Here is a 21,877-nt window from a genome sequence, read left to right as displayed (position 1 = left end):
TTCTTCTCTCCAAAAACCACCTCATGCAATATAAAAATCTATAAATAAAGATAACAATAGAATATTAAGCCAACAAATAAACTGAAAAAGTTTGTGCGCGATGCTTTCCTCTATGAGTCAAAATGGCCCCAAATGTTTCATCTTTTGGGGGAAAACTGTGCAGTGTTGGCAGTCAAACTCGTTGACAAAACAAAGTGTACAGAACGACTGCCCATGTCGATTTAGAAATAGTTTTTTTAAAGGAAAGCAGCATGAAAATTAAAACTCTGGCAATCGTTGTTCTGTCGGCTCTGTCCCTCAGTTCCGCAGCGGCTCTGGCCGATACTACGACGGTAAATGGTGGGACCGTTCACTTTAAAGGGGAAGTTGTTAACGCCGCTTGCGCAGTTGATGCAGGCTCTGTTGATCAAACCGTTCAGTTGGGACAGGTTCGTACCGCTAGCCTGAAGCAGGCTGGAGCAACCAGCTCTGCCGTTGGTTTTAACATTCAGTTGAATGATTGCGATACCACTGTTGCCACAAAAGCCGCTGTTGCCTTCTTAGGTACGGCAATTGATGCTACGCGTACTGATGTACTGGCTCTGCAGAGTTCTGCTGCAGGTAGTGCAACAAACGTTGGCGTGCAGATCCTGGACAGAACAGGCAATGCTCTGACGCTGGACGGTGCGACATTTAGTGCACAAACAACCCTGAATAACGGTACCAACACCATTCCGTTCCAGGCGCGTTATTATGCAATCGGCGAGGCAACCCCGGGTGCAGCTAATGCGGATGCAACCTTCAAGGTTCAGTATCAATAACCTACCCAGGTTCAAGGACGTCATTACGGGCAGGGATGCCCACCCTTGTGCGATAAAAATAACGATGAAAAGGAAGAGATTATTTCTGTTAGCGTCGTTGCTGCCAATGTTTGCTCTGGCCGGAAATAAATGGAATACCACGCTGCCCGGCGGAAATATGCAATTTCAGGGCGTCATTATTGCGGAAACTTGCCGGATTGAAGCCGGTGATAAACAAATGACGGTCAATATGGGGCAAATCAGCAGTAACCGGTTTCATGCGGCAGGGGAAGATAGCGCACCGGTGCCTTTTGTTATTCATTTACGGGAATGTAGCACGGTGGTGAGTGAACGTGTGGGGGTGGCGTTTCACGGTGTCGCGGATGGTAAAAATCCGGATGTGCTTTCCGTGGGAGAGGGGCCAGGGATAGCCACCAATATTGGCGTAGCGTTGTTTGATGATGAAGGAAACCTCGTACCGATTAATCGTCCTCCAGCAAACTGGAAACGGCTTTACTCAGGCTCTACTTCGCTACATTTCATCGCCAAATATCGTGCTACCGGGCGTCGGGTTACTGGCGGCATCGCCAATGCCCAGGCCTGGTTCTCTTTAACCTATCAGTAATTGTTCAGCAGATAATGTGATAACAGGAACAGGACAGTGAGTAATAAAAACGTCAATGTAAGGAAATCGCAGGAAATAACATTCTGCTTGCTGGCAGGTATCCTGATGTTTATGGCAATGATGGTTGCCGGACGCGCTGAAGCGGGAGTGGCCTTAGGTGCGACTCGCGTAATTTATCCGGCAGGGCAAAAACAAGTGCAACTTGCCGTGACAAATAATGATGAAAATAGTACCTATTTAATTCAATCATGGGTGGAAAATGCCGATGGTGTAAAGGATGGTCGTTTTATCGTGACGCCTCCTCTGTTTGCGATGAAGGGAAAAAAAGAGAATACCTTGCGTATTCTTGATGCAACAAATAACCAATTGCCACAGGATCGGGAAAGTTTATTCTGGATGAATGTTAAAGCGATTCCGTCAATGGATAAATCAAAATTGACTGAGAATACGCTACAGCTCGCAATTATCAGCCGCATTAAACTGTACTATCGCCCGGCTAAATTAGCGTTGCCACCCGATCAGGCCGCAGAAAAATTAAGATTTCGTCGTAGCGCGAATTCTCTGACGCTGATTAACCCGACACCCTATTACCTGACGGTAACAGAGTTGAATGCCGGAACCCGGGTTCTTGAAAATGCCTTGGTGCCTCCAATGGGCGAAAGCACGGTTAAATTGCCTTCTGATGCGGGAAGCAATATTACTTACCGAACAATAAATGATTATGGTGCACTTACCCCCAAAATGACGGGCGTAATGGAATAACGCAGGGGGAATTTTTCGCCTGAATAAAAAGAATTGACTGCCGGGTGACTTTAAACCGGAGGAATAATGTCATATCTGAATTTAAGACTTTACCAGCGAAACACACAATGCTTGCATATTCGTAAGCATCGTTTGGCTGGTTTTTTTGTCCGGCTCTTTGTTGCCTGTGCTTTTGCCGCACAGGCACCTTTGTCATCTGCCGAACTCTATTTTAACCCGCGTTTTTTAGCGGATGATCCCCAGGCTGTGGCCGATTTATCGCGTTTTGAAAATGGGCAAGAATTACCGCCAGGGACGTATCGCGTCGATATCTATTTGAATAATGGTTATATGGCAACGCGTGATGTCACATTTAATACGGGCGACAGTGAACAAGGGATTGTTCCCTGCCTGACACGCGCGCAACTCGCCAGTATGGGGCTGAATACGGCTTCTGTCGCCGGTATGAATCTGCTGGCGGATGATGCCTGTGTGCCATTAACCACAATGGTCCAGGACGCTACTGCGCATCTGGATGTTGGTCAGCAGCGACTGAACCTGACGATCCCTCAGGCATTTATGAGTAATCGCGCGCGTGGTTATATTCCTCCTGAGTTATGGGATCCCGGTATTAATGCCGGATTGCTCAATTATAATTTCAGCGGAAATAGTGTACAGAATCGGATTGGGGGTAACAGCCATTATGCATATTTAAACCTACAGAGTGGGTTAAATATTGGTGCGTGGCGTTTACGCGACAATACCACCTGGAGTTATAACAGTAGCGACAGATCATCAGGTAGCAAAAATAAATGGCAGCATATCAATACCTGGCTTGAGCGAGACATAATACCGTTACGTTCCCGGCTGACGCTGGGTGATGGTTATACTCAGGGCGATATTTTCGATGGTATTAACTTTCGCGGCGCACAATTGGCCTCAGATGACAATATGTTACCCGATAGCCAAAGAGGATTTGCCCCGGTGATCCACGGTATTGCTCGTGGTACTGCACAGGTCACTATTAAACAAAATGGGTATGACATTTATAATAGTACGGTGCCACCGGGGCCTTTTACCATCAACGATATCTATGCCGCAGGTAATAGTGGTGACTTGCAGGTAACGATCAAAGAGGCTGACGGCAGCACGCAGATTTTTACCGTACCCTATTCGTCAGTCCCGCTTTTGCAACGTGAAGGGCATACTCGTTATTCCATTACGGCAGGAGAATACCGTAGTGGAAATGCGCAGCAGGAAAAACCCCGCTTTTTCCAGAGTACATTACTCCACGGCCTTCCGGCTGGCTGGACAATATATGGTGGAACGCAACTGGCGGATCGTTATCGTGCTTTTAATTTCGGTATCGGGAAAAACATGGGGGCACTGGGCGCTCTGTCTGTGGATATGACGCAGGCTAATTCCACACTTCCCGATGACAGTCAGCATGACGGACAATCGGTGCGTTTTCTCTATAACAAATCGCTCAATGAATCAGGCACGAATATTCAGTTAGTGGGTTACCGTTATTCGACCAGCGGATATTTTAATTTCGCTGATACAACATACAGTCGAATGAATGGCTACAACATCGAAACACAGGATGGAGTTATTCAGGTTAAGCCGAAATTCACCGACTATTACAACCTCGCTTATAACAAACGCGGGAAATTACAGCTCACCGTTACTCAGCAACTCGGGCGCACATCAACACTGTATTTGAGTGGTAGCCATCAAACTTATTGGGGAACGAGTAATGTCGATGAGCAATTCCAGGCTGGATTAAATACTGCGTTCGAAGATATCAACTGGACGCTCAGCTATAGCCTGACGAAAAACGCCTGGCAAAAAGGACGTGATCAGATGTTAGCGCTTAACGTCAATATTCCTTTCAGCCACTGGCTGCGTTCTGACAGTAAATCTCAGTGGCGACATGCCAGTGCCAGCTACAGCATGTCACACGATCTCAACGGTCGGATGACCAATCTGGCTGGTGTATACGGTACGTTGCTGGAAGACAACAACCTCAGCTATAGCGTGCAAACCGGCTATGCCGGGGGAGGCGATGGTAATAGCGGAAGCACAGGCTACGCCACGCTGAATTATCGCGGTGGTTACGGCAATGCCAATATCGGTTACAGCCATAGCGATGATATTAAGCAGCTCTATTACGGAGTCAGCGGTGGGGTATTGGCTCATGCCAATGGCGTAACGCTGGGGCAGCCGTTAAACGATACGGTGGTGCTTGTTAAAGCGCCTGGCGCAAAAGATGCAAAAGTCGAAAACCAGACGGGGGTGCGTACCGACTGGCGCGGTTATGCCGTGCTGCCTTATGCCACTGAATATAGGGAAAACAGAGTGGCGCTGGATACCAATACCCTGGCTGATAACGTCGATTTAGATAACGCGGTCGCTAACGTTGTTCCCACTCGTGGGGCGATCGTGCGAGCAGAGTTTAAAGCGCGCGTTGGGATAAAACTGCTCATGACGCTAACCCACAATAATAAGCCGCTGCCGTTTGGGGCGATGGTGACATCAGAGAGTAGCCAGAGTAGCGGCATTGTTGCGGATAATGGTCAGGTTTACCTCAGCGGAATGCCTTTAGCGGGAAAAGTTCAGGTGAAATGGGGAGAAGAGGAAAATGCTCACTGTGTCGCCAATTATCAACTGCCACCAGAGAGTCAGCAGCAGTTATTAACCCAGCTATCAGCTGAATGTCGTTAAGGGGGCGTGATGAGAAACAAACCTTTTTATCTTCTGTGCGCTTTTTTGTGGCTGGCGGTGAGTCACGCTTTGGCTGCGGATAGCACGATTACTATCCGCGGCTATGTCAGAGATAACGGCTGTAGTGTGGCCGCTGAATCAACCAATTTTACTGTTGATCTGATGGAAAACGCGGCGAAGCAATTTAACAACATTGGCGCGACGACTCCTGTTGTTCCATTTCGTATTTTGCTGTCACCCTGTGGTAATGCCGTTTCTGCCGTAAAAGTTGGGTTTACCGGCGTTGCAGATAGCCACAATGCCAATCTGCTTGCACTTGAAAATACGGTGTCAGCGGCTTCGGGACTGGGAATACAGCTTCTGAATGAGCAGCAAAATCAAATACCCCTTAATGCTCCATCGTCCGCGATTTCGTGGACGACCCTGACGCCGGGTAAACCAAATACGTTGAATTTTTACGCCCGGCTAATGGCGACACAGGTGCCTGTCACTGCGGGGCATATCAATGCCACGGCTACCTTCACTCTTGAATATCAGTAACTGGAGATGCTCATGAAATGGCGCAAACGTGGGTATTTATTGGCGGCAATATTGGCGCTCGCAAGTGCGACGATACAGGCAGCCGATGTCACCATCACGGTGAACGGTAAGGTCGTCGCCAAACCGTGTACGGTTTCCACCACCAATGCCACGGTTGATCTCGGCGATCTTTATTCTTTCAGTCTGATGTCTGCCGGGGCGGCATCGGCCTGGCATGATGTTGCGCTTGAGTTGACTAATTGTCCGGTGGGAACGTCGAGGGTCACCGCCAGCTTCAGCGGGGCAGCCGACAGTACCGGATATTATAAAAACCAGGGGACCGCGCAAAACATCCAGTTAGAGCTACAGGATGACAGTGGCAACACATTGAATACTGGCGCAACCAAAACAGTTCAGGTGGATGATTCCTCACAATCAGCGCACTTCCCGTTACAGGTCAGAGCATTGACGGTAAATGGCGGAGCCACTCAGGGAACCATTCAGGCAGTGATTAGCATCACCTATACCTACAGCTGAACCCGAAGAGATGATTGTAATGAAACGAGTTATTACCCTGTTTGCTGTACTGCTGATGGGCTGGTCGGTAAATGCCTGGTCATTCGCCTGTAAAACCGCCAATGGTACCGCTATCCCTATTGGCGGTGGCAGCGCCAATGTTTATGTAAACCTTGCGCCCGCCGTGAATGTGGGGCAAAACCTGGTCGTGGATCTTTCGACGCAAATCTTTTGCCATAACGATTATCCGGAAACCATTACAGACTATGTCACACTGCAACGAGGCTCGGCTTATGGCAGCGTGTTATCTAATTTTTCCGGGACCGTAAAATATAGTGGCAGTAGCTATCCATTTCCTACCACCAGCGAAACGCCGCGCGTTGTTTATAATTCGAGAACGGATAAGCCGTGGCCGGTGGCGCTTTATTTGACGCCTGTGAGCAGTGCGGGCGGGGTGGCGATTAAAGCTGGCTCATTAATTGCCGTGCTTATTTTGCGACAGACCAACAACTATAACAGCGATGATTTTCAGTTTGTGTGGAATATTTACGCCAATAATGATGTGGTGGTGCCTACTGGCGGCTGCGATGTTTCTGCTCGTGATGTCACCGTTACTCTGCCGGACTACCCTGGTTCAGTGCCAATTCCTCTTACCGTTTATTGTGCGAAAAGCCAAAATCTGGGGTATTACCTCTCCGGCACAACCGTAGATGCGGGCAACTCGATTTTCACCAATACCGCGTCGTTTTCACCAGCGCAGGGCGTCGGCGTACAGTTGACGCGCAACGGTACGATTATTCCAGCGAATAACACGGTATCGTTAGGAGCAGTAGGGACTTCGGCGGTAAGTCTGGGATTAACGGCAAATTACGCACGTACCGGAGGGCAGGTGACTGCAGGGAATGTGCAATCGATTATTGGCGTGACTTTTGTTTATCAATAAAGAAATCACAGGGCATTGCTAATGCAGTTACGCAATATTACCTGAAGCTAAAAACCTGCACGTTAGCCCTTTGTAGGCCAGATAAGACGCGTCAGCGTCGCATCTGGCATAAACAAAGCGCACTTTGCTGGTCTGTTCCCCTCACCCTAACCCTCTCCCCGGAGGGGCGAGGGGACTGTCCGGGCACATTTTTAGACTTTGTCATCAGTCAGAGCCTGCCATTGGCAGGCTCTGGTGTTCTTTTACGCTACCTTGCTAATAATCAGCCCAACCACGGAGTTGACCAGCTCCAGCAGACCCCAGGTTTTCAACGTGTCTTTTACTGACAGGTCAAAATTATCTAAGAGGCATTGCTAATGCAGCGAATGTGTCTGAACCTGCGGTCTTTGTCAGTACCAGCATCAGGCCAATGCCGAATACCACCCAGAGAATGTTAAGCACATGCATAACGTTTTACCTTACCTGGTTGAACCGTTGTTATTTTGGGCGACATGTTATGTAAATTGGTCAACCATTGTTGCGATGAATGTCACATCCTCTGATCAATAACCATCGATTACCCTTTGCTGCAATTTGCAGCAACAACCATGAGAGTGAAATTCTTGTGATTTGGTTAACCAATTTCAGAATTCGGGTTGACATGTCTTACCAAAAGGTAGAACTTATACGCCATCTCATCCGATGCAACGCCACGGCTGCGGTCTGGTTGTTCATCCGGATACCTAAACAACTCCAGGGTTCCGCGTCTCTTTGCTGTGGAACCCACTATGTGAAAGAGGAAAAATCATGGAACAGACCTGGCGCTGGTACGGCCCAAACGATCCGGTTTCTTTAGCTGATGTCCGTCAGGCGGGCGCAACTGGCGTGGTTACCGCGCTGCACCATATCCCGAACGGCGAAGTATGGTCCGTAGAAGAGATCCTCAAACGCAAGGCGATCGTTGAAGACGCAGGCCTGGTGTGGTCTGTCGTAGAAAGCGTACCAATTCACGAAGATATCAAAACCCACACTGGCAACTATGAGCAGTGGATCGCTAACTATCAGCAGACTCTGCGCAACCTGGCGCAGTGCGGCATTCGCACCGTGTGCTACAACTTCATGCCGGTGCTCGACTGGACCCGTACTGACCTCGAATACGTGCTGCCAGACGGCTCCAAAGCTCTGCGCTTCGACCAGATCGAATTCGCTGCATTCGAAATGCATATCCTGAAACGTCCAGGCGCGGAAGCGGATTACACCGAAGAAGAAATTGCTCAGGCTGCTGTTCGCTTCGCCACTATGAGCGACGAAGACAAAGCGCGTCTGACGCGTAACATCATTGCCGGTCTGCCGGGCGCGGAAGAAGGGTATACCCTCGACCAGTTCCGTAAGCACCTGGAGCTGTACAAAGATATCGATAAAGCGAAGCTGCGCGAAAACTTTGCCGTCTTCCTGAAAGCGATTATTCCAGTTGCTGAAGAAGTTGGCGTGCGTATGGCGGTTCACCCGGACGATCCGCCGCGCCCGATCCTTGGCCTGCCGCGCATTGTTTCCACCATTGAAGATATGCAGTGGATGGTTGATACCGTAAACAGCATGGCGAACGGTTTCACCATGTGCACCGGTTCCTACGGCGTGCGTGCTGACAACGATCTGGTTGATATGATCAAGCAGTTCGGTCCGCGTATTTACTTCACCCATCTGCGCTCCACCATGCGTGAAGATAACCCGAAAACCTTCCACGAAGCGGCGCACCTGAACGGTGACGTTGATATGTACGAAGTGGTGAAAGCGATTGTTGAAGAAGAACACCGTCGTAAAGCGGAAGGCAAAGAAGACCTGATCCCGATGCGTCCGGACCACGGTCATCAGATGCTGGACGACCTGAAGAAGAAAACCAACCCAGGTTACTCCGCAATTGGTCGTCTGAAAGGCCTGGCCGAAGTTCGCGGTGTCGAACTGGCGATCCAGCGCGCTTTCTTTAGCCGTTAATACCCACCGGCATGGCTGCGCGCCGTGCCGGTTCCTTCTTCCTTGCCGTCACTCTCTGAAGACGGATTCTGGAGTTTACGATGACTACTATTGTTGACAGCAATCTGCCGGTTGCCCGCCCGTCATGGGAGCATTCTCGTCTGGAATCACGCATTGTGCATCTCGGTTGCGGGGCGTTTCACCGCGCGCACCAGGCGCTGTATACCCATCACCTGCTGGAAAGCACCGACAGCGACTGGGGTATCTGCGAAGTTAACCTGATGCCAGGCAACGACCGCGTGCTGATCGAAAACCTGAAAAAACAGCAACTGCTGTACACCGTGGCGGAAAAAGGCGCGGAAAGCACCGAGCTGAAAATTATCGGTTCGATGAAAGAAGCGCTGCATCCGGAAATCGACGGCTGCGAAGGTATTCTCAATGCGATGGCGCGTCCGCAGACGGCGATTGTCTCTCTGACAGTCACGGAAAAAGGCTACTGCGCTGATGCGGCAAGCGGTCAGCTGGATCTCAATAACCCACTGATCAAGCACGATCTGGAAAACCCGACTGCGCCGAAGTCCGCGATTGGTTACATCGTCGAAGCCCTGCGGCTGCGTCGTGAAAAAGGGTTGAAAGCGTTTACGGTGATGTCCTGCGATAACGTGCGTGAAAACGGCCATGTGGCGAAGGTCGCGGTACTGGGACTGGCTCAGGCGCGTGACCCGCAGCTGGCGGCATGGATTGAAGAGAACGTCACCTTCCCGTGCACCATGGTTGACCGCATCGTTCCGGCGGCGACGCCAGAAACCTTACAGGAAATTGCTGACCAGCTGGGCGTTTACGACCCGTGCGCCATTGCCTGCGAACCGTTCCGTCAGTGGGTGATTGAAGATAATTTCGTTAATGGTCGCCCGGACTGGGATAAAGTGGGCGCACAGTTCGTTGCAGACGTTGTGCCGTTCGAAATGATGAAGCTGCGTATGCTGAACGGTAGCCACTCTTTCCTGGCGTACCTCGGTTACCTCGGCGGCTATGAAACTATTGCCGACACCATGACTAACCCGGATTATCGCAAAGCGGCCTTTGCCCTGATGATGCAGGAACAAGCGCCAACGCTGTCGATGCCGGAAGGTACGGACCTGAACGCCTATGCGACGCTGCTGATCGAGCGTTTCAGCAACCCGTCTCTGCGTCACCGTACCTGGCAGATTGCGATGGACGGCAGCCAGAAGTTACCGCAGCGTCTGCTGGACCCGGTGCGTCTGCACCTGCAAAACGGCGGCAGCTGGCGTCACCTGGCGCTGGGCGTGGCTGGCTGGATGCGTTACACCCAGGGCGTGGATGAGCAGGGTAATGCCATTGACGTGGTCGACCCGATGCTGGCCGAGTTCCAGAAGATTAACGCGCAGTATCAGGGCGCAGACCGCGTGAAAGCGCTGCTAGGCCTGAGCGGTATTTTTGCCGATGATCTGCCGCAGAATGCCGACTTTGTTGGCGCGGTGACGGCGGCATATCAGCAGCTGTGCGAACGCGGTGCGCGCGAGTGTGTGGCTGCGCTGTAACTAACTGATTACCCTACAGACTTACTGGTCAATCAAACTGATATTTGGTTGACCAGTTTTCGTTTTTTTGCCCACCTGTACGTGCCAACTTCCAGTGCTAATGGTATAGTTTGAGATTAACAGGGGCCGTAAAATTGCCCGTTGTAGGCCGGATAAGGCGTTCACGCCGCATCCGGCGAAAATTTGATTAACCGCACCTAACGGACACAACACCATGAAATCTGCCACCTCTGCGCAAAGACCTTACCAGGAAGTCGGGGCGATGATCCGCGATCTGATCATAAAGACGCCGTACAACCCTGGCGAACGGCTGCCGCCGGAGCGTGAAATTGCAGAAATGCTTGATGTCACGCGGACGGTGGTACGTGAAGCGCTGATCATGCTGGAGATCAAAGGGCTGGTGGAAGTACGCCGGGGTGCCGGTATCTATGTTCTTGATAACTCAGGCAGCCACAACACAGACAGTCCGGATGCCAACGTCTGCAATGATGCGGGTCCTTTTGAGCTGTTACAGGCGCGTCAGTTACTGGAAAGTAACATCGCCGAGTTTGCCGCCCTGCAGGCTACCCGCGAAGATATCGTCAAAATGCGTCAGGCATTGCAACTGGAAGAGCGTGAACTGGCTTCCAGCGCGCCGGGTAGCAGCGAAAGCGGTGATATGCAGTTCCATCTCGCCATTGCCGAAGCAACGCATAACAGCATGCTGGTGGAGCTGTTCCGTCAGTCCTGGCAGTGGCGGGAAAACAATCCAATGTGGATCCAGTTGCACAGCCATCTGGATGACAGCCTGTATCGCAAAGAGTGGTTGGGCGATCACAAACAGATCCTCGCCGCGTTAATCAAAAAAGATGCCCGAGCGGCGAAGCTGGCAATGTGGCAGCATCTGGAAAACGTTAAGCAACGTCTGCTGGAATTCTCGAACGTTGACGATATTTATTTTGATGGCTATCTGTTTGATTCATGGCCGCTGGATAAAGTCGACGCCTGACTTATTATAATAAGCGCAAGGGTAAACGTTCCTTGCGCTTTCTTAAATTAAGAAGTCGCAATGAGTATTACTTTGTAAATTGCAGGGTATTGTTTAGCTATCTGTATAACCTGAATGTTAGTACTCATTCTTCCTGGTAGTTATTTACCAATATAATTCCATTCACCATTTTTTAATTCAAACAGTTCTGGAAGAGATGACGGTTGCAGAGTCATACGTTTGAGTGGTGCATTTTCATCACCCGGGATAACTTTATATCCCATTTTTGCATGGATCTCCGCGGTACCGGGATAGGCTTCTATACCAATTATTGGGTCATTACCCAACTCAATATTAGCATTAAGTAATGCGGCAAGGGCGAATCCGGAAGAATTTGCTACCCCTGTTACCGTCATTATCTGATCAATATAGATATCAATCCTTGGCTGCTCATTGGTCCATCTTTTTGCCTGAGAAGCTGGAAGGGTTGAAATATATCCTATCGTGGTTCCGGCATAACCAGGAACATTGCAACCAGGGCCTAATGTTATTTCATGAACTGTATAGTCCTCAACAGGATCGAAAGGGCTCTTCATAAATAAATTTAGCCGTAAACCTTCTGCTAACTCTGTGGTAGCATGCGCCTTTTTACATATGCCACCATATATTTCGTCTAAAGCTGAGGTGATTTTCAAGTTCCGATAGAGCATACGTCCTGTTGTTGTAATACCATCGGATTCTCTGCATGCTCCTGTCACATAATTAAATGGCCAGGGCTCTTTACTAATATCAAGTTTTCTAATTTCGACAACGCTTTTTCCATCGTAATTATGGTTATTGCCACGAGTAAGAGGCGGAAGATAGATGTTTTCCGAATCCATGCGTGCATATTTTAATTTACGTGTAAACTCACTGTCGACTATTGGGTGATGAAGGAAGTGAGCATCTGTAATAATTTGACTCTGAAGGGCATTGCTTAATGGCATAGACATAATAGTTACCTTTTATGAGTATTTCACTGATGTTTAGAAAAATAGATAAATTTTTCTGTAGTAAAAAGAGAAGTAAACAAATGACATGCATGTTTCTGTTGTAGTGATATCAACTCTACACGGTGATATTAAAGGGTAGGAAACACTCTAAAGTATCAAAAAACGCTCATTTAAAATTATTTGCATGCAATTTAAAAGCATATCTTATTACTAATTGGAATTTGATGTTGCTATATTGAGGTCTATATTAATAATGCCTGTGAATGGTATTTTTGATGTATTTGATATGTTATCAATTTATATTATTTACAAACTAATTGTTTCAAATAATACACGGCTGATTATGCGGAAATAAATAATTTCCCACCGGAATTAAGTAGCAGCGGTGACAAGTATTTTCATCTACGTAACTATTCGGAATATTCAGAATATACTAGCGGTTTTTTTTTGAGTTTGATGATTTTTATCAAATCATGACTTTTTTCCTGAAAAGTCAGTAGATATTCATAGGCAAGTAAGGTTTTATACTTTGCTGACAGGATTCAGGCCTGTCTCAGACTGACATGGATGTAATGAACAAAAGGGAATGGCTATGGAAAATGAGCATCAATACAGTGGTGCCCGGTGTTCAGGGCAAGCCGCATATGTTGCTAAACGTCAGGAGTGCGCAAAATGATGCGCCAATCACTTCAGGCTGTTTTACCTAAAATTTCAGGCAATAAAACGTCATTGCTGCGTAAATCGGTATGCAGCGATCTCCTCACTCTTTTTAATTCTCCTCATTCGGCATTACCGTCATTACTTGTTTCAGGCATGCCCGAGTGGCAAGTGCATAACCCGAGCGACAAACATCTCCAGAGCTGGTATTGCCGTCAGCTGCGTTCTGCACTGTTATTTCATGAGCCACGGATTGCGGCGTTGCAGGTTAATCTGAAAGAAGCGTACTGCCACACTCTGGCGATCAGCCTTGAGATAATGCTGTACCACGACGATGAACCGCTAACGTTTGATCTGGTCTGGGATAATGGCGGTTGGCGCAGTGCGACGCTGGAGAATGTCAGCTAAGCACAATCTCCAGCTCGCGCAGTTCACGCCAGAAGCGTTCGGCAACGGGATTCATGCGGGTATTCATCCGGTATGCATAGGCCTGAATCGGGATCACCAGTTCGTCCCGATTCAGTACAACGAGCTTCCCGCTGCGAATTTCTTGTTGGATGGCGTACTCCGGCAGCCAGGCAATCCCACAGCCGTCGAGGGCAACCTGCTTTAAAAGCTCGCTCATCGAAGAGACAAAAAAGGTGCTGAAACTTAACTCACTGTGGCGCGTCAGGGTGCGATTAATCAATCGCCCCATGTAGGAGTTGCGGCTGTAATTCAGTAACGGAAAGTGTGGCTGCGCGAGGTTAAAAAGTGCTTCTCCGTGTTCGTCACTGGCGCAGACAGGGAACAATTGAGATTCAAATAAGCGAATGTGGTCAAACGGCGCTTCCAGCAAATCTTCGTCGTGAAAGGAAAAAATACAGTCACTTTGCCCTTCACGCAGTTTATCGACCGCTTCATCGACATCAATGGCTTCAATTGCCCAGGTAAAGAGCGGCGGCATCTGGCTGATAATGGACGGTAACAGACCGAGGGAAAGAGAGTGTGCAGCGGCTATCTTGATTTTACGTTGCGCGTAATCGCTGCCGCCACGCAGCTCTGCCAGATTGCTCTCTAACTGTTGCAACAGATGGCGGATCTGCGAATGGAAGATTTTCCCTTGTTCTGAGAGTTGCAGCGGCGTTACCTGGCGGTTAAACAATTCAACACCAATCGCCTGTTCCAGCGCACGGATGCGGCGGCTGAATGCCGGTTGCGAGACGTTGCGACTGACTGCCGCCTGGGAAAAATTGCGGCATTTTTCCAGGGTCAGAAAATCATAAAGCCATTTGGTTTCAATATTATGCAAAATCGCACCACAGTCATCCATTACGTTTTACTCTGTCAGCCGCCCTTGCGGGCATTCTACGTCCATTCGGGCGGCTGACAACCGTTTAAGCCGTTTCAAACGTTCCTTTCACGCAGGCTTTGCCGTCTTTGACCATCAGTTTGCCGCGAGCGTATACCTGCTCAATGCGCAGTTCTGGCGTCATGACCAGCAAGTCAGCATCATTGCCTGGCAGAATTTCGCCTTTCCCGGTCAGGTTAAGGAAACCGGCTACGCTACTGGTGAGCGGGCGCAGGGCATCGCTGATACTGAAATCATAGTCTTTGACCAGCACCTGCACGGTTTCCAGCAACGTTTCAAAACCTGCAACACCGATATGGGTTAAATTCCCTTCGTCATCGAAGAACGGCTGGCTACCGTTGCCGTCGGAGCTGAGGGTGACGCGTGCCAGCGGAATACCCGCCTGAACGGCGCGGGCAATACCTTCGGCAGGGGCGACCGGTTCGTCAATGCTGCTGGTGATATCGATGGTGCCGCCTTTGCGCGCGAACTCCAGCGCCTGCTCAAACAACGGTACGTTGCGGTTAACGTGGGTCGGCAGCAGCTTGCTGATCGGCACATCGCAGTTTTCCAGCAGGTCATAAATAGGCTGTAACGCCTTTTTACTGTCGCCCATGTGGAACACGGTGACGCCAGGTTTACCGCCGAGCAAACCGCCAACGCGGGATTCTGCCGCCATATTGGCCAGGTGATAAACGTCCGGTGCGGCAGAACGGTGATCAGAGATGGCGCATTTCACGCCAATCACACGATCGATAATCGCCACGTCTTTTTCCACGGAACCCGTAATGGTGCGGGAAGGGACATGATAAGCGCCGGTCAGCATCCAGGCGCTGATGCCTTCTTCATTGAGCGCACGGGTCTTGGCGAGCAGGGATTCCGGGTGGCGAGAGATAGAGTCGGTGCCCAGCAGACCAACCACTGACGTGACGCCCGCTTCCGTCAGGCGACTTAGCGCCACTTCCGGCGTGCGCGTCGTGGGACCTGCTTCGCCGCCACCGCCAATCAAATGGACGTGTTGATCAATAAAACCTGGGCAGAGGATCTGCCCACTGAGATCGACAACCGTGCAGTTCGGTACAATGTCAGAAGGGATATTGCTGGCAACGGCGATAATTTTGCCGTTAGCGACGAGGACATCGCAAATTCCCCGATCTTCCGGCGCATACAAATGCGCTCCCTGCAGCAGGGTAAAACCGGCTGCGGTATAATCAATCATGGTAACTCCTTGTTAAACAATAAGCTGCATAACCCAGATCGACAGCAATGCGTTAATCACGCAGACCGTAATGATATGCGGGTAATATTTGGCATTCACTTCGGCTGTCCCCAGGCAGCGACCGACATTTTGCACCGGGTTGCCCATTAAATACATCGCGGGCAGTAAAACGGTGACATCGTGACCGGTTAATGCGCCGGCGGTCGCCAGACTGGCGGCAACACCGACTGCGCCGCCCATACTCATTAATGCGGCTAAAAGGACGGTTGCCGCTTCACCGGGTAATCCCCACAGCGCCATTACGGGTTCACAGATATGCCCCACCCAGTCGAGCAGGCCGGTAATTTTCAGCGCCTGAATGATGACAAACGCCATCACCACGTTTGGCAGCAGGTTGGTCGTGGCGATAGTAAAGCCACGGCGCGCACCATCGATAAACATATCCATGACATTTTTGCGGACCTGAGTTGTCATGCTTGCGCTCCTTGCGTTGGGTTGCGACGTTCTTCGAAGTTAAGCCAGACGCGCAAAATGTTGGCTCCGACAAATTTAAACACCAGGATGACGGCTAAAGGTACGATTACGGACGTGCCCAGAAAGGCAAACACCGCGACGCCGGAAGAGAAGTAGTTGGTGATGATGGCGCTACCGCTGGTTTGATATGCGGCGAAAATCACTTTATCGCGTTCGGTAATTTCACCTTCCTGCGCCAGCTCTTTGGTCATACCGGCGGCGGCATCCGTGTTTTGCAGGTTAGCGATCAGCGCCAGCGAGCAGATCCCTGGAATGCCCAACAACGGTTTTAGCACAGGTGTCATTAACTGCTGCGCGGCGCGTAATCCACCAAGACCATCGGTAATTGAAATAATCCCCAGAGAGAGAATGACTGACGGTGCCAGCTCCAGCGCAAAGAGAAAGCCATCTTTAGCCCCCGCGCCACCCGCCCCGCGAAATGAGGTGGTGGCTCCATTCGCACCAGGCAGTTGCCCAAACGATCCGTTCAGAACGGAAAAATCAAAAACGCGCCACCAACTGTCTGTCCCGGAAAAAACACCGGAAAAAAAGATTATGGTGAGAAAAAAAGCCAGATACCCTTTAATGCCCACTTTTTCTGTCGCCAGCTCCCCGGCTACAGCATCCCCTTGTTGTGTCATAACAATCCCCATTGTTTTTTTGTGTTTGTGTGTTGCTTGAGCCAGGAAAATTCCTGGAGCGGAAAAACCTTATCAGCCATGTGGGTATGGGGAAAATGCAAGTATGTTTCTGGCTATGCGTTTTTTGCATAGCGGAAAAATTACGCTGTGTGGAAAAGGCTCTGCGCAGGATTGAGTTGCAGAAAATTCATAAACCCAGTGACAATGACATCAGTAAATAAAAACAGAAAATCCAGGGACGAAAACGAGATGGCAAAGTACAACGAAAAAGAGCTGGCGGATACGAGCAAGTTTTTAAGTTTTGTCCTCCGACACAAACCGGAGGCGATTGGTATCGTACTTGACCGTGAAGGATGGGCGGATATCGATAAGCTTATACTCTGTGCCCAAAAAGCGGGCAAGCGGTTAACCCGTGCATTGCTGGATACCGTGGTCGCTACCAGTGATAAAAAACGTTTTAGTTATTCCAGTGATGGTAGGTGCATCCGCGCGGTTCAGGGGCATTCGACTTCGCAGGTCGCTATTTCCTTTGTCGAAAAAACACCGCCACAGTTTCTCTACCACGGTACGGCAAGCCGTTTCCTTGATGAGATAAAAAAACAGGGGCTGATTGCAGGGGATCGTCATTACGTGCATCTCTCTGCTGATGAAGCAACGGCACGCAAAGTGGGAGCAAGACACGGATCGCCGGTTATCTTAACCGTCAAAGCACAGGAAATGGCGAAACGAGGTATCCCTTTCTGGCAAGCGGAAAACGGAGTCTGGCTGACATCAACGGTTGCGGTCGAATTTCTTGAGTGGTAAGGGAAACACTCCTCATGAAGTGACCACTTGCAGCTTAAATAATTGTACTGTGCTGATAAGCGCAGCAATAAACAACGCCGCCGCGCCGCAGAGAGTGGCGCCGGCAAGCGCCGATGTTCCATTGCCGAGCATACTGGTCAGCGCCGGGCCGAGGATTTGTCCAATGCCGTAAATGAGCGTCACAAAGCCTAAAAGATTGAGATTTCCCGGAACGCTCAGTTGGCGGGCGATAGTCATCACCAGAGATGTCGTGCCCATAAAGGTACCGCCAAAACCGATACTACTAATGATAAGCAAGAGAGGAGAGTCGCTGGCGAGAGTAAGCAGCACACTGATAGCCTGCACCAGCAAATTCGCCGTCAGGCAAGGCAAAGCCCCCCAACGTTTTGCTGCCCATAGCCAGCCAAAGCAGCCTGGCACAATTGATAAGCCGACTAACGTCCAGAGATGGGCGGTTAACAATGGTGAGCCTGCATCTTTCGCCATGAGCGGCAGGTAAGTCGCGACGATGATATAACCAAATCCCGCCAGGCCGTACAGAATAGCCAGTAACCACCAGCTCATTATCTGTTGCTCCGTTTTTGCCAATGGCATTGGTGCGATGGCGTGTTTTTTCGAGGGCATTAAAAGCGTAAGTGCAATCAGCATCATGCCAGAAAGCGCCCCGGCGCCTTGCCATAACGTTTGCGAGGATAAGGCAAAATGCAGGCCTGCCAGAACATATTCGTTGCCCAGTGCAATGCCAATGCCAACGCCAGAAAACAAAGCTGCCAGCACAAAAGGATGGCGCGTGTGCTGCATAATCAGCGTCGAACCAAAAATCAGCATACCGGCGCTGGCGACACCCGCCAGGAAGCGAATCAATAACACCAGAATAAATGGCGGCAACCATGCCATTGCGAGGATCAACAACCCGCTCGCCAGGGCAGAAACCAACAGAAATGGGCGCAGGCGCGACGGCTGGTGAAATGCGCCAAACGAAAATAGCAGACTGCCAGCCAGATACCCCGCATAGTTGCCGCTGGCAATCCACGAGAGCTGGCTAAATGAAAACGCCCCTTCCGCCATCATGACGGGCAACATAGGCGTATAAAGGAAGCGACCTAATCCCATACCTAAGGTCAGAACCAGCATCCCGAAAAGCGCGGTGCTGAAAGAAAAGCGTTCTACGGGATGCGAGGACGAAGGCATGTTTAACCTTGTATGTCATTTTTGTTGTTAACAAGTTAATAACAAAAAGGTGAAATATGCCAGCCTGTTAATGCGATGATTTAGGGGTAAAGCGATAAAAACGATTTGGTTCGCTAACGATATAAATATTACCAGAGGCATCCATCGCAATCCCTTCGGCCTGTTTGATGTTATGCGACAAACCTCGACTACCTTTGGTTAGTGATATTTCACCGATAACCTCGCCAACCAGGGTTACTTCCTGGAGTGCGCGAGATTCATGAGACAGCACCAGAAGCGTATTTTTTTGCTGGTTAAATTCTGCGCCGGACACATCATCTAAAGTAAATTGCCGTTGTAGTGCCTCGTCTTTGCTGATGTGTAATTCATTGCTACTTAACAGCCCGTTAACTTTGTAGACCTCAATCGGATTTTTCTCTTTAAAAAACCAGAAAGTGTGATCCTGGCGAGAATAAGCCAACCCTTCAAAACCGCAATTGGTTGGGGAGTCTTGCAGCGGGATTTTTATTTTTTTGAGGATTTTTACTTCCGAGTTTGGGGTCAGTGAAATCACATAAATGGCGTAATCGCGCTCATCGCTAATGACAAACTGATTATCGCCAATGTATTCGATCGTCTCGAGATCCTTAACAAAATCCAGAGGAATTGTGCGGATAAAATCACCATTGGTGGTCATTTCAACAATGGCGGCAGGTTTGTTGATAGTGCTAAAAAGAGTATTGCTTTGTGCCGACCAGGTCAGCGAAGAGATATTATTCGTTATGCCTGCAATTTCTTTGCCGTCAATGGTGGCGTGGTAATTCTGAAATGATGCTGCATGATTGCTTTTACGGGCGCAAGATTGCACGAAGAAAGTACACACTGCCACAATGGCAAAAAGAATCACAATAACGGAGATGCGTTTACTTAACGAAATACTTTTTGTCACGGTAATCCCTTTAAGGCAAATCAATAAGATATCGAGAAGTATACGTAGCGACCTTAATGAATCCTTAACGCGGAGAAACCCCGTAATGTGCAATGCAGCGCCAGACACCATCCTGCTGGCAATAAATTGACTCAGTCTGCCCAGGGATCACCCATTGTATTTCCTCGCCGGGGGGACAGGTCAGCCAAATGCATAACCCGCAGCCGCCGCGTAAATCACGGGGAATATCGCTGACGCGAAAAGTCATGCCCGCTGCCTGCAACGCCTTGCGGGTTTGTATGACGCCGACCGTGGAGTGAAATAAAAATAAAAACTCTTTCATCGGCGTGTCCTCACTCGTTGACCAATTACCGCCGCGCCAATTGCGCCAGCAAATTGCGCATCAGGATGGGTATTTACCGGCATTCCCAGGTGAGATTCCAGCATCCGGGCAAACGTCTGGCAATGACTAACGCCACCAGTAAACAGAATCGGCGCTTCACAGGAGAGACGAGCAATGAAATTGGCACTCCTCCGCGCCATCGCGTTAATCACTCCGGCGAGAATCGCTTCTGGCGCGACGCCCGCTGAGCGCAGGCTGATCACTTCTGATTCAGCAAACACTGTGCACATACTCGTGATGGCGTGCGGCGTGACATTTTCGGTAATGCTGTCGAGTTGCTCGACGCTGGTGCCAAGCGTGCGCGAGATCACCTCCAGGAAACGCCCGGTGCCCGCCGCGCATTTGTCATTCATCAGGAAATCGCACAGGTTACCGTCATCATCAAGCTGAATCACTTTGCTGTCCTGACCACCGATGTCGATTACCGCGCGCGTTGCTGGCGCAAGAAACCGTGCGCCCAGCCCGTGACAGGAGATTTCCGTCACTTGTTTATCGGCAAAATCCACCAGTTGCCGTCCGTAGCCGGTGAGCGTCAGAAACGGCGTTGTCTCTAACCCTTCGCGCAGAGTTTCCCAGGCTTCAGTAATTGCTGTTGCCGGGCGAAAGGGGGTTGGAACGAGGAAACGGCGCGTAATCACGCCGTCTGCCAGTAAGATCCCTTTGGTGGCGGTAGAACCAGAATCAATGCCAATCGAATATGTCACTGCCACTCCTTACAGCATCTCAATAAAGGCCGCGACACGGGTACTGAGCTGCCCGAAATCCGAGGTGGAGTAGTCTGTTTCAATAGCGATATAAGGAATGTTGTGCTGCTGGCGCACATGACGTTTAATCGCCAGCGATTCCACCGCGTAGGTATGGCACGCCTGCAAAATCACATCAACTACGCCATCGACCTGATATTCTTCCACCATCTGGCTGAGCATTTTCAGGCGCTGATCGTTCGGCGAAACACAGGAGCAGCCAATCGCCAGATATTTATCCGCCAGCGCGTCGTAGACATCGCCCGTTTCTGCCACGCATTGCTCGGTCGCTTTCGCCCCGGTGCAGTTTTCATAACCGACCACCCAGCCGCCATTCTCTTCAATCGCGCGCACCACTTTCTCTGCTGCGCCGCCAATCGGGCAGCCGGTGATTAAAAGGCGTGGACGCGGGTCCAGTCGCTGGCCTTCTTCCCACTGCTGACGAATGCGGGCGGTCATCGCGTCCAGTTCATTGATCAACGCCTCTTTATCGAACCGAAAGGTTGCGCCGTAAACCACTTTCAGAATGTCGCTGCCGCTAAGCGCCGGAGGATTTAACTGCCCAAGATGATAAAAATTGGCCAGTGCGCGACGTTCGCGGTTTTTCAGCGCAATAGCATCGCGCAGAGCATCTTCGCTAATCTCGTGCCCAAAACGTTCTTCTACCGTTTTTTGCAAGCGCAGCATCTCAGCTTTCCATAATGCACGCGAGGCATCGTCCTTAACGCTGTTCGGCAACTGCATCACATGAACAGGCTTAAACTCCGCCATGTATTCATACATTTTCTTTTTGCCGTCGCAGGTGGTTTCACCGACCACCAGATCCGAAAAGTAGAAGTAGGGGCATTTATCGGTTTTGCCGAAGCCGTAGCTACTTTTAATCAGCGGGCAGAGGTTGCGCGGCAGATCTTTCTCCGCTTCTTCAATGGTTTCATCAGAGGTGGAACAGAGCGAAACCACAACCGCACCGGCTGCCATCGGGATCTCTTGCGGCATAAAGGTGCAGTAGGTGCCAACCAGCGGAATGCCGCGCTCCTTGAGATCCATGACGGTGAGAAAGCCTTTCTGGCGAGCTTCAGAGAACTGATCGAAAATGGCGGGTAGATCGGTGACAAGTGACATGATTTTCCTTCCCCGTACCACGGGAGATA

Annotated in this window: 24 protein-coding genes and 1 pseudogene; 14 read left to right on the top strand and 11 right to left on the bottom strand. The window is 50.1% G+C overall.

Going from position 1 to position 21,877, the window contains the following annotated elements; all coding sequences use genetic code 11:
• Nucleotides 1-251 precede the first annotated feature (251 nt).
• From fimA to fimH, 7 genes are all read left to right on the top strand, one after another.
• The gene (fimA, locus tag ACJHYD_RS07305) at nucleotides 252-800 is read left to right on the top strand and encodes a type 1 fimbrial major subunit FimA (RefSeq protein WP_000695546.1); all 549 of its coding nucleotides are present in this window, start codon (nucleotides 252-254) and stop codon (nucleotides 798-800) included.
• Nucleotides 801-864: 64 nt separating this feature from the next.
• Nucleotides 865-1,404 (top strand): fimbrial protein, encoded by a 540-nt coding sequence (locus tag ACJHYD_RS07300; protein WP_000824105.1) that lies wholly within the window; start codon nucleotides 865-867, stop codon nucleotides 1,402-1,404.
• 36 nt (nucleotides 1,405-1,440) lie between these two features.
• Nucleotides 1,441-2,166, top strand: a complete 726-nt coding sequence (fimC, locus tag ACJHYD_RS07295) for a type 1 fimbria chaperone FimC (protein WP_000066560.1) — start codon at nucleotides 1,441-1,443, stop codon at nucleotides 2,164-2,166.
• Between the two features lie 66 nt (nucleotides 2,167-2,232).
• Nucleotides 2,233-4,869 (top strand): fimbrial usher FimD, encoded by a 2,637-nt coding sequence (gene fimD, locus ACJHYD_RS07290; protein WP_000120930.1) that lies wholly within the window; start codon nucleotides 2,233-2,235, stop codon nucleotides 4,867-4,869.
• Nucleotides 4,870-4,878: 9 nt separating this feature from the next.
• A complete protein-coding gene (fimF, locus tag ACJHYD_RS07285; protein WP_001244826.1) occupies nucleotides 4,879-5,409 on the top strand; it encodes a type 1 fimbria minor subunit FimF in 531 nt (176 codons plus the stop codon).
• Between the two features lie 72 nt (nucleotides 5,410-5,481).
• Complete coding sequence (locus tag ACJHYD_RS07280) at nucleotides 5,482-5,925, top strand: fimbrial protein (RefSeq protein ID WP_077897989.1); 444 nt, start codon at nucleotides 5,482-5,484, stop codon at nucleotides 5,923-5,925.
• 19 nt (nucleotides 5,926-5,944) lie between these two features.
• The gene (gene fimH / locus ACJHYD_RS07275; protein WP_000832240.1) at nucleotides 5,945-6,847 is read left to right on the top strand and encodes a type 1 fimbria D-mannose specific adhesin FimH; all 903 of its coding nucleotides are present in this window, start codon (nucleotides 5,945-5,947) and stop codon (nucleotides 6,845-6,847) included.
• 242 nt (nucleotides 6,848-7,089) lie between these two features.
• On the opposite strand, the pseudogene ACJHYD_RS07270 reads toward fimH, so the two are convergent.
• A pseudogene (locus ACJHYD_RS07270) lies at nucleotides 7,090-7,182 on the bottom strand (hypothetical protein); the annotation flags it as partial.
• 451 nt (nucleotides 7,183-7,633) lie between these two features.
• Between ACJHYD_RS07270 and uxuA the strand changes: the two are divergent.
• The 3 genes from uxuA (at nucleotide 7,634) to uxuR (ending at nucleotide 11,347) form a co-directional block, all read left to right on the top strand.
• On the top strand, nucleotides 7,634-8,818 hold the full coding sequence (gene uxuA, locus ACJHYD_RS07265; protein WP_000438591.1) for a mannonate dehydratase: 1,185 nt from the start codon (nucleotides 7,634-7,636) through the stop codon (nucleotides 8,816-8,818).
• A gap of 80 nt (nucleotides 8,819-8,898) precedes the next feature.
• Entirely contained in the window at nucleotides 8,899-10,359 is a 1,461-nt protein-coding gene (locus ACJHYD_RS07260) for a fructuronate reductase (protein WP_000208220.1), read from the top strand.
• Between the two features lie 214 nt (nucleotides 10,360-10,573).
• Nucleotides 10,574-11,347: a Uxu operon transcriptional regulator gene (gene uxuR / locus ACJHYD_RS07255; protein ID WP_000833677.1), complete on the top strand. Its 774-nt coding sequence runs from the start codon at nucleotides 10,574-10,576 to the stop codon at nucleotides 11,345-11,347.
• Between the two features lie 140 nt (nucleotides 11,348-11,487).
• Here uxuR and ACJHYD_RS07250 read toward each other — a convergent pair whose 3' ends face one another.
• A complete protein-coding gene (locus tag ACJHYD_RS07250) occupies nucleotides 11,488-12,318 on the bottom strand; it encodes a YjfZ/YjiC family protein (protein ID WP_000062552.1) in 831 nt (276 codons plus the stop codon).
• A 351-nt stretch (nucleotides 12,319-12,669) separates the two neighbouring features.
• Here ACJHYD_RS07250 and ACJHYD_RS07245 point away from each other — a divergent pair, with 351 nt between their 5' ends.
• The 3 genes from ACJHYD_RS07245 to iraD all read left to right on the top strand — a co-directional run bounded on the left by ACJHYD_RS07245 (nucleotide 12,670) and on the right by iraD (nucleotide 13,383).
• Complete coding sequence (locus tag ACJHYD_RS07245; RefSeq protein WP_269538266.1) at nucleotides 12,670-12,795, top strand: hypothetical protein; 126 nt, start codon at nucleotides 12,670-12,672, stop codon at nucleotides 12,793-12,795.
• Nucleotides 12,796-12,910: 115 nt separating this feature from the next.
• Entirely contained in the window at nucleotides 12,911-12,994 is an 84-nt protein-coding gene (gene idlP / locus ACJHYD_RS07240; RefSeq protein WP_120795393.1) for an iraD leader peptide IdlP, read from the top strand.
• On the top strand, nucleotides 12,991-13,383 hold the full coding sequence (gene iraD, locus ACJHYD_RS07235) for an anti-adapter protein IraD (RefSeq protein ID WP_000986224.1): 393 nt from the start codon (nucleotides 12,991-12,993) through the stop codon (nucleotides 13,381-13,383). The genes idlP and iraD overlap by 4 nt, the downstream gene beginning before the upstream one ends.
• Here iraD and hypT read toward each other — a convergent pair.
• From hypT to ACJHYD_RS07215, 4 genes are all read right to left on the bottom strand, one after another.
• Nucleotides 13,376-14,287 (bottom strand): hypochlorite stress DNA-binding transcriptional regulator HypT, encoded by a 912-nt coding sequence (gene hypT, locus ACJHYD_RS07230; protein WP_000340740.1) that lies wholly within the window; start codon nucleotides 14,285-14,287, stop codon nucleotides 13,376-13,378. The two genes, iraD and hypT, sit on opposite strands and share 8 nt — an antisense overlap.
• 64 nt (nucleotides 14,288-14,351) lie before the next feature.
• A complete protein-coding gene (iadA, locus tag ACJHYD_RS07225) occupies nucleotides 14,352-15,524 on the bottom strand; it encodes a beta-aspartyl-peptidase (protein ID WP_000568432.1) in 1,173 nt (390 codons plus the stop codon).
• Between the two features lie 12 nt (nucleotides 15,525-15,536).
• Nucleotides 15,537-15,998, bottom strand: coding sequence for a YjiG family protein (locus ACJHYD_RS07220; RefSeq protein ID WP_000211971.1), 462 nt, complete (start codon nucleotides 15,996-15,998; stop codon nucleotides 15,537-15,539).
• Entirely contained in the window at nucleotides 15,995-16,678 is a 684-nt protein-coding gene (locus tag ACJHYD_RS07215) for a nucleoside recognition domain-containing protein (RefSeq protein ID WP_001295597.1), read from the bottom strand. Before ACJHYD_RS07215 ends, ACJHYD_RS07220 begins: the two co-directional genes overlap by 4 nt.
• A 249-nt stretch (nucleotides 16,679-16,927) precedes the next feature.
• On the opposite strand from ACJHYD_RS07215, the gene kptA reads away from it, so the two are divergent.
• Complete coding sequence (gene kptA, locus ACJHYD_RS07210) at nucleotides 16,928-17,482, top strand: RNA 2'-phosphotransferase (RefSeq protein ID WP_001151859.1); 555 nt, start codon at nucleotides 16,928-16,930, stop codon at nucleotides 17,480-17,482.
• Between the two features lie 12 nt (nucleotides 17,483-17,494).
• On the opposite strand, the gene ACJHYD_RS07205 is transcribed toward kptA, so the two are convergent.
• The 5 genes from ACJHYD_RS07205 to ACJHYD_RS07185 form a co-directional block, all read right to left on the bottom strand.
• On the bottom strand, nucleotides 17,495-18,673 hold the full coding sequence (locus ACJHYD_RS07205; RefSeq protein ID WP_001141202.1) for an MFS transporter: 1,179 nt from the start codon (nucleotides 18,671-18,673) through the stop codon (nucleotides 17,495-17,497).
• A 67-nt stretch (nucleotides 18,674-18,740) separates the two neighbouring features.
• Entirely contained in the window at nucleotides 18,741-19,601 is an 861-nt protein-coding gene (locus ACJHYD_RS07200) for an SdiA-regulated domain-containing protein (RefSeq protein ID WP_001298932.1), read from the bottom strand.
• A 64-nt stretch (nucleotides 19,602-19,665) separates the two neighbouring features.
• On the bottom strand, nucleotides 19,666-19,923 hold the full coding sequence (locus ACJHYD_RS07195) for a DUF3343 domain-containing protein (protein ID WP_000657679.1): 258 nt from the start codon (nucleotides 19,921-19,923) through the stop codon (nucleotides 19,666-19,668).
• Complete coding sequence (gene yjiL / locus ACJHYD_RS07190) at nucleotides 19,920-20,687, bottom strand: putative 2-hydroxyacyl-CoA dehydratase activator YjiL (RefSeq protein WP_000222495.1); 768 nt, start codon at nucleotides 20,685-20,687, stop codon at nucleotides 19,920-19,922. Before yjiL ends, ACJHYD_RS07195 begins: the two co-directional genes overlap by 4 nt.
• A 9-nt stretch (nucleotides 20,688-20,696) precedes the next feature.
• A complete protein-coding gene (locus ACJHYD_RS07185) occupies nucleotides 20,697-21,848 on the bottom strand; it encodes a double-cubane-cluster-containing anaerobic reductase (RefSeq protein WP_001355767.1) in 1,152 nt (383 codons plus the stop codon).
• Nucleotides 21,849-21,877 lie beyond the last annotated feature (29 nt).

It is taken from the genome of Escherichia sp. WS1368 (assembly GCF_046487485.1).
GTDB lineage: Bacteria > Pseudomonadota > Gammaproteobacteria > Enterobacterales > Enterobacteriaceae > Escherichia > Escherichia coli.
Note: the sequence above shows the minus strand (reverse complement) of the source record. Positions and strands in the feature narration are given on the sequence as shown.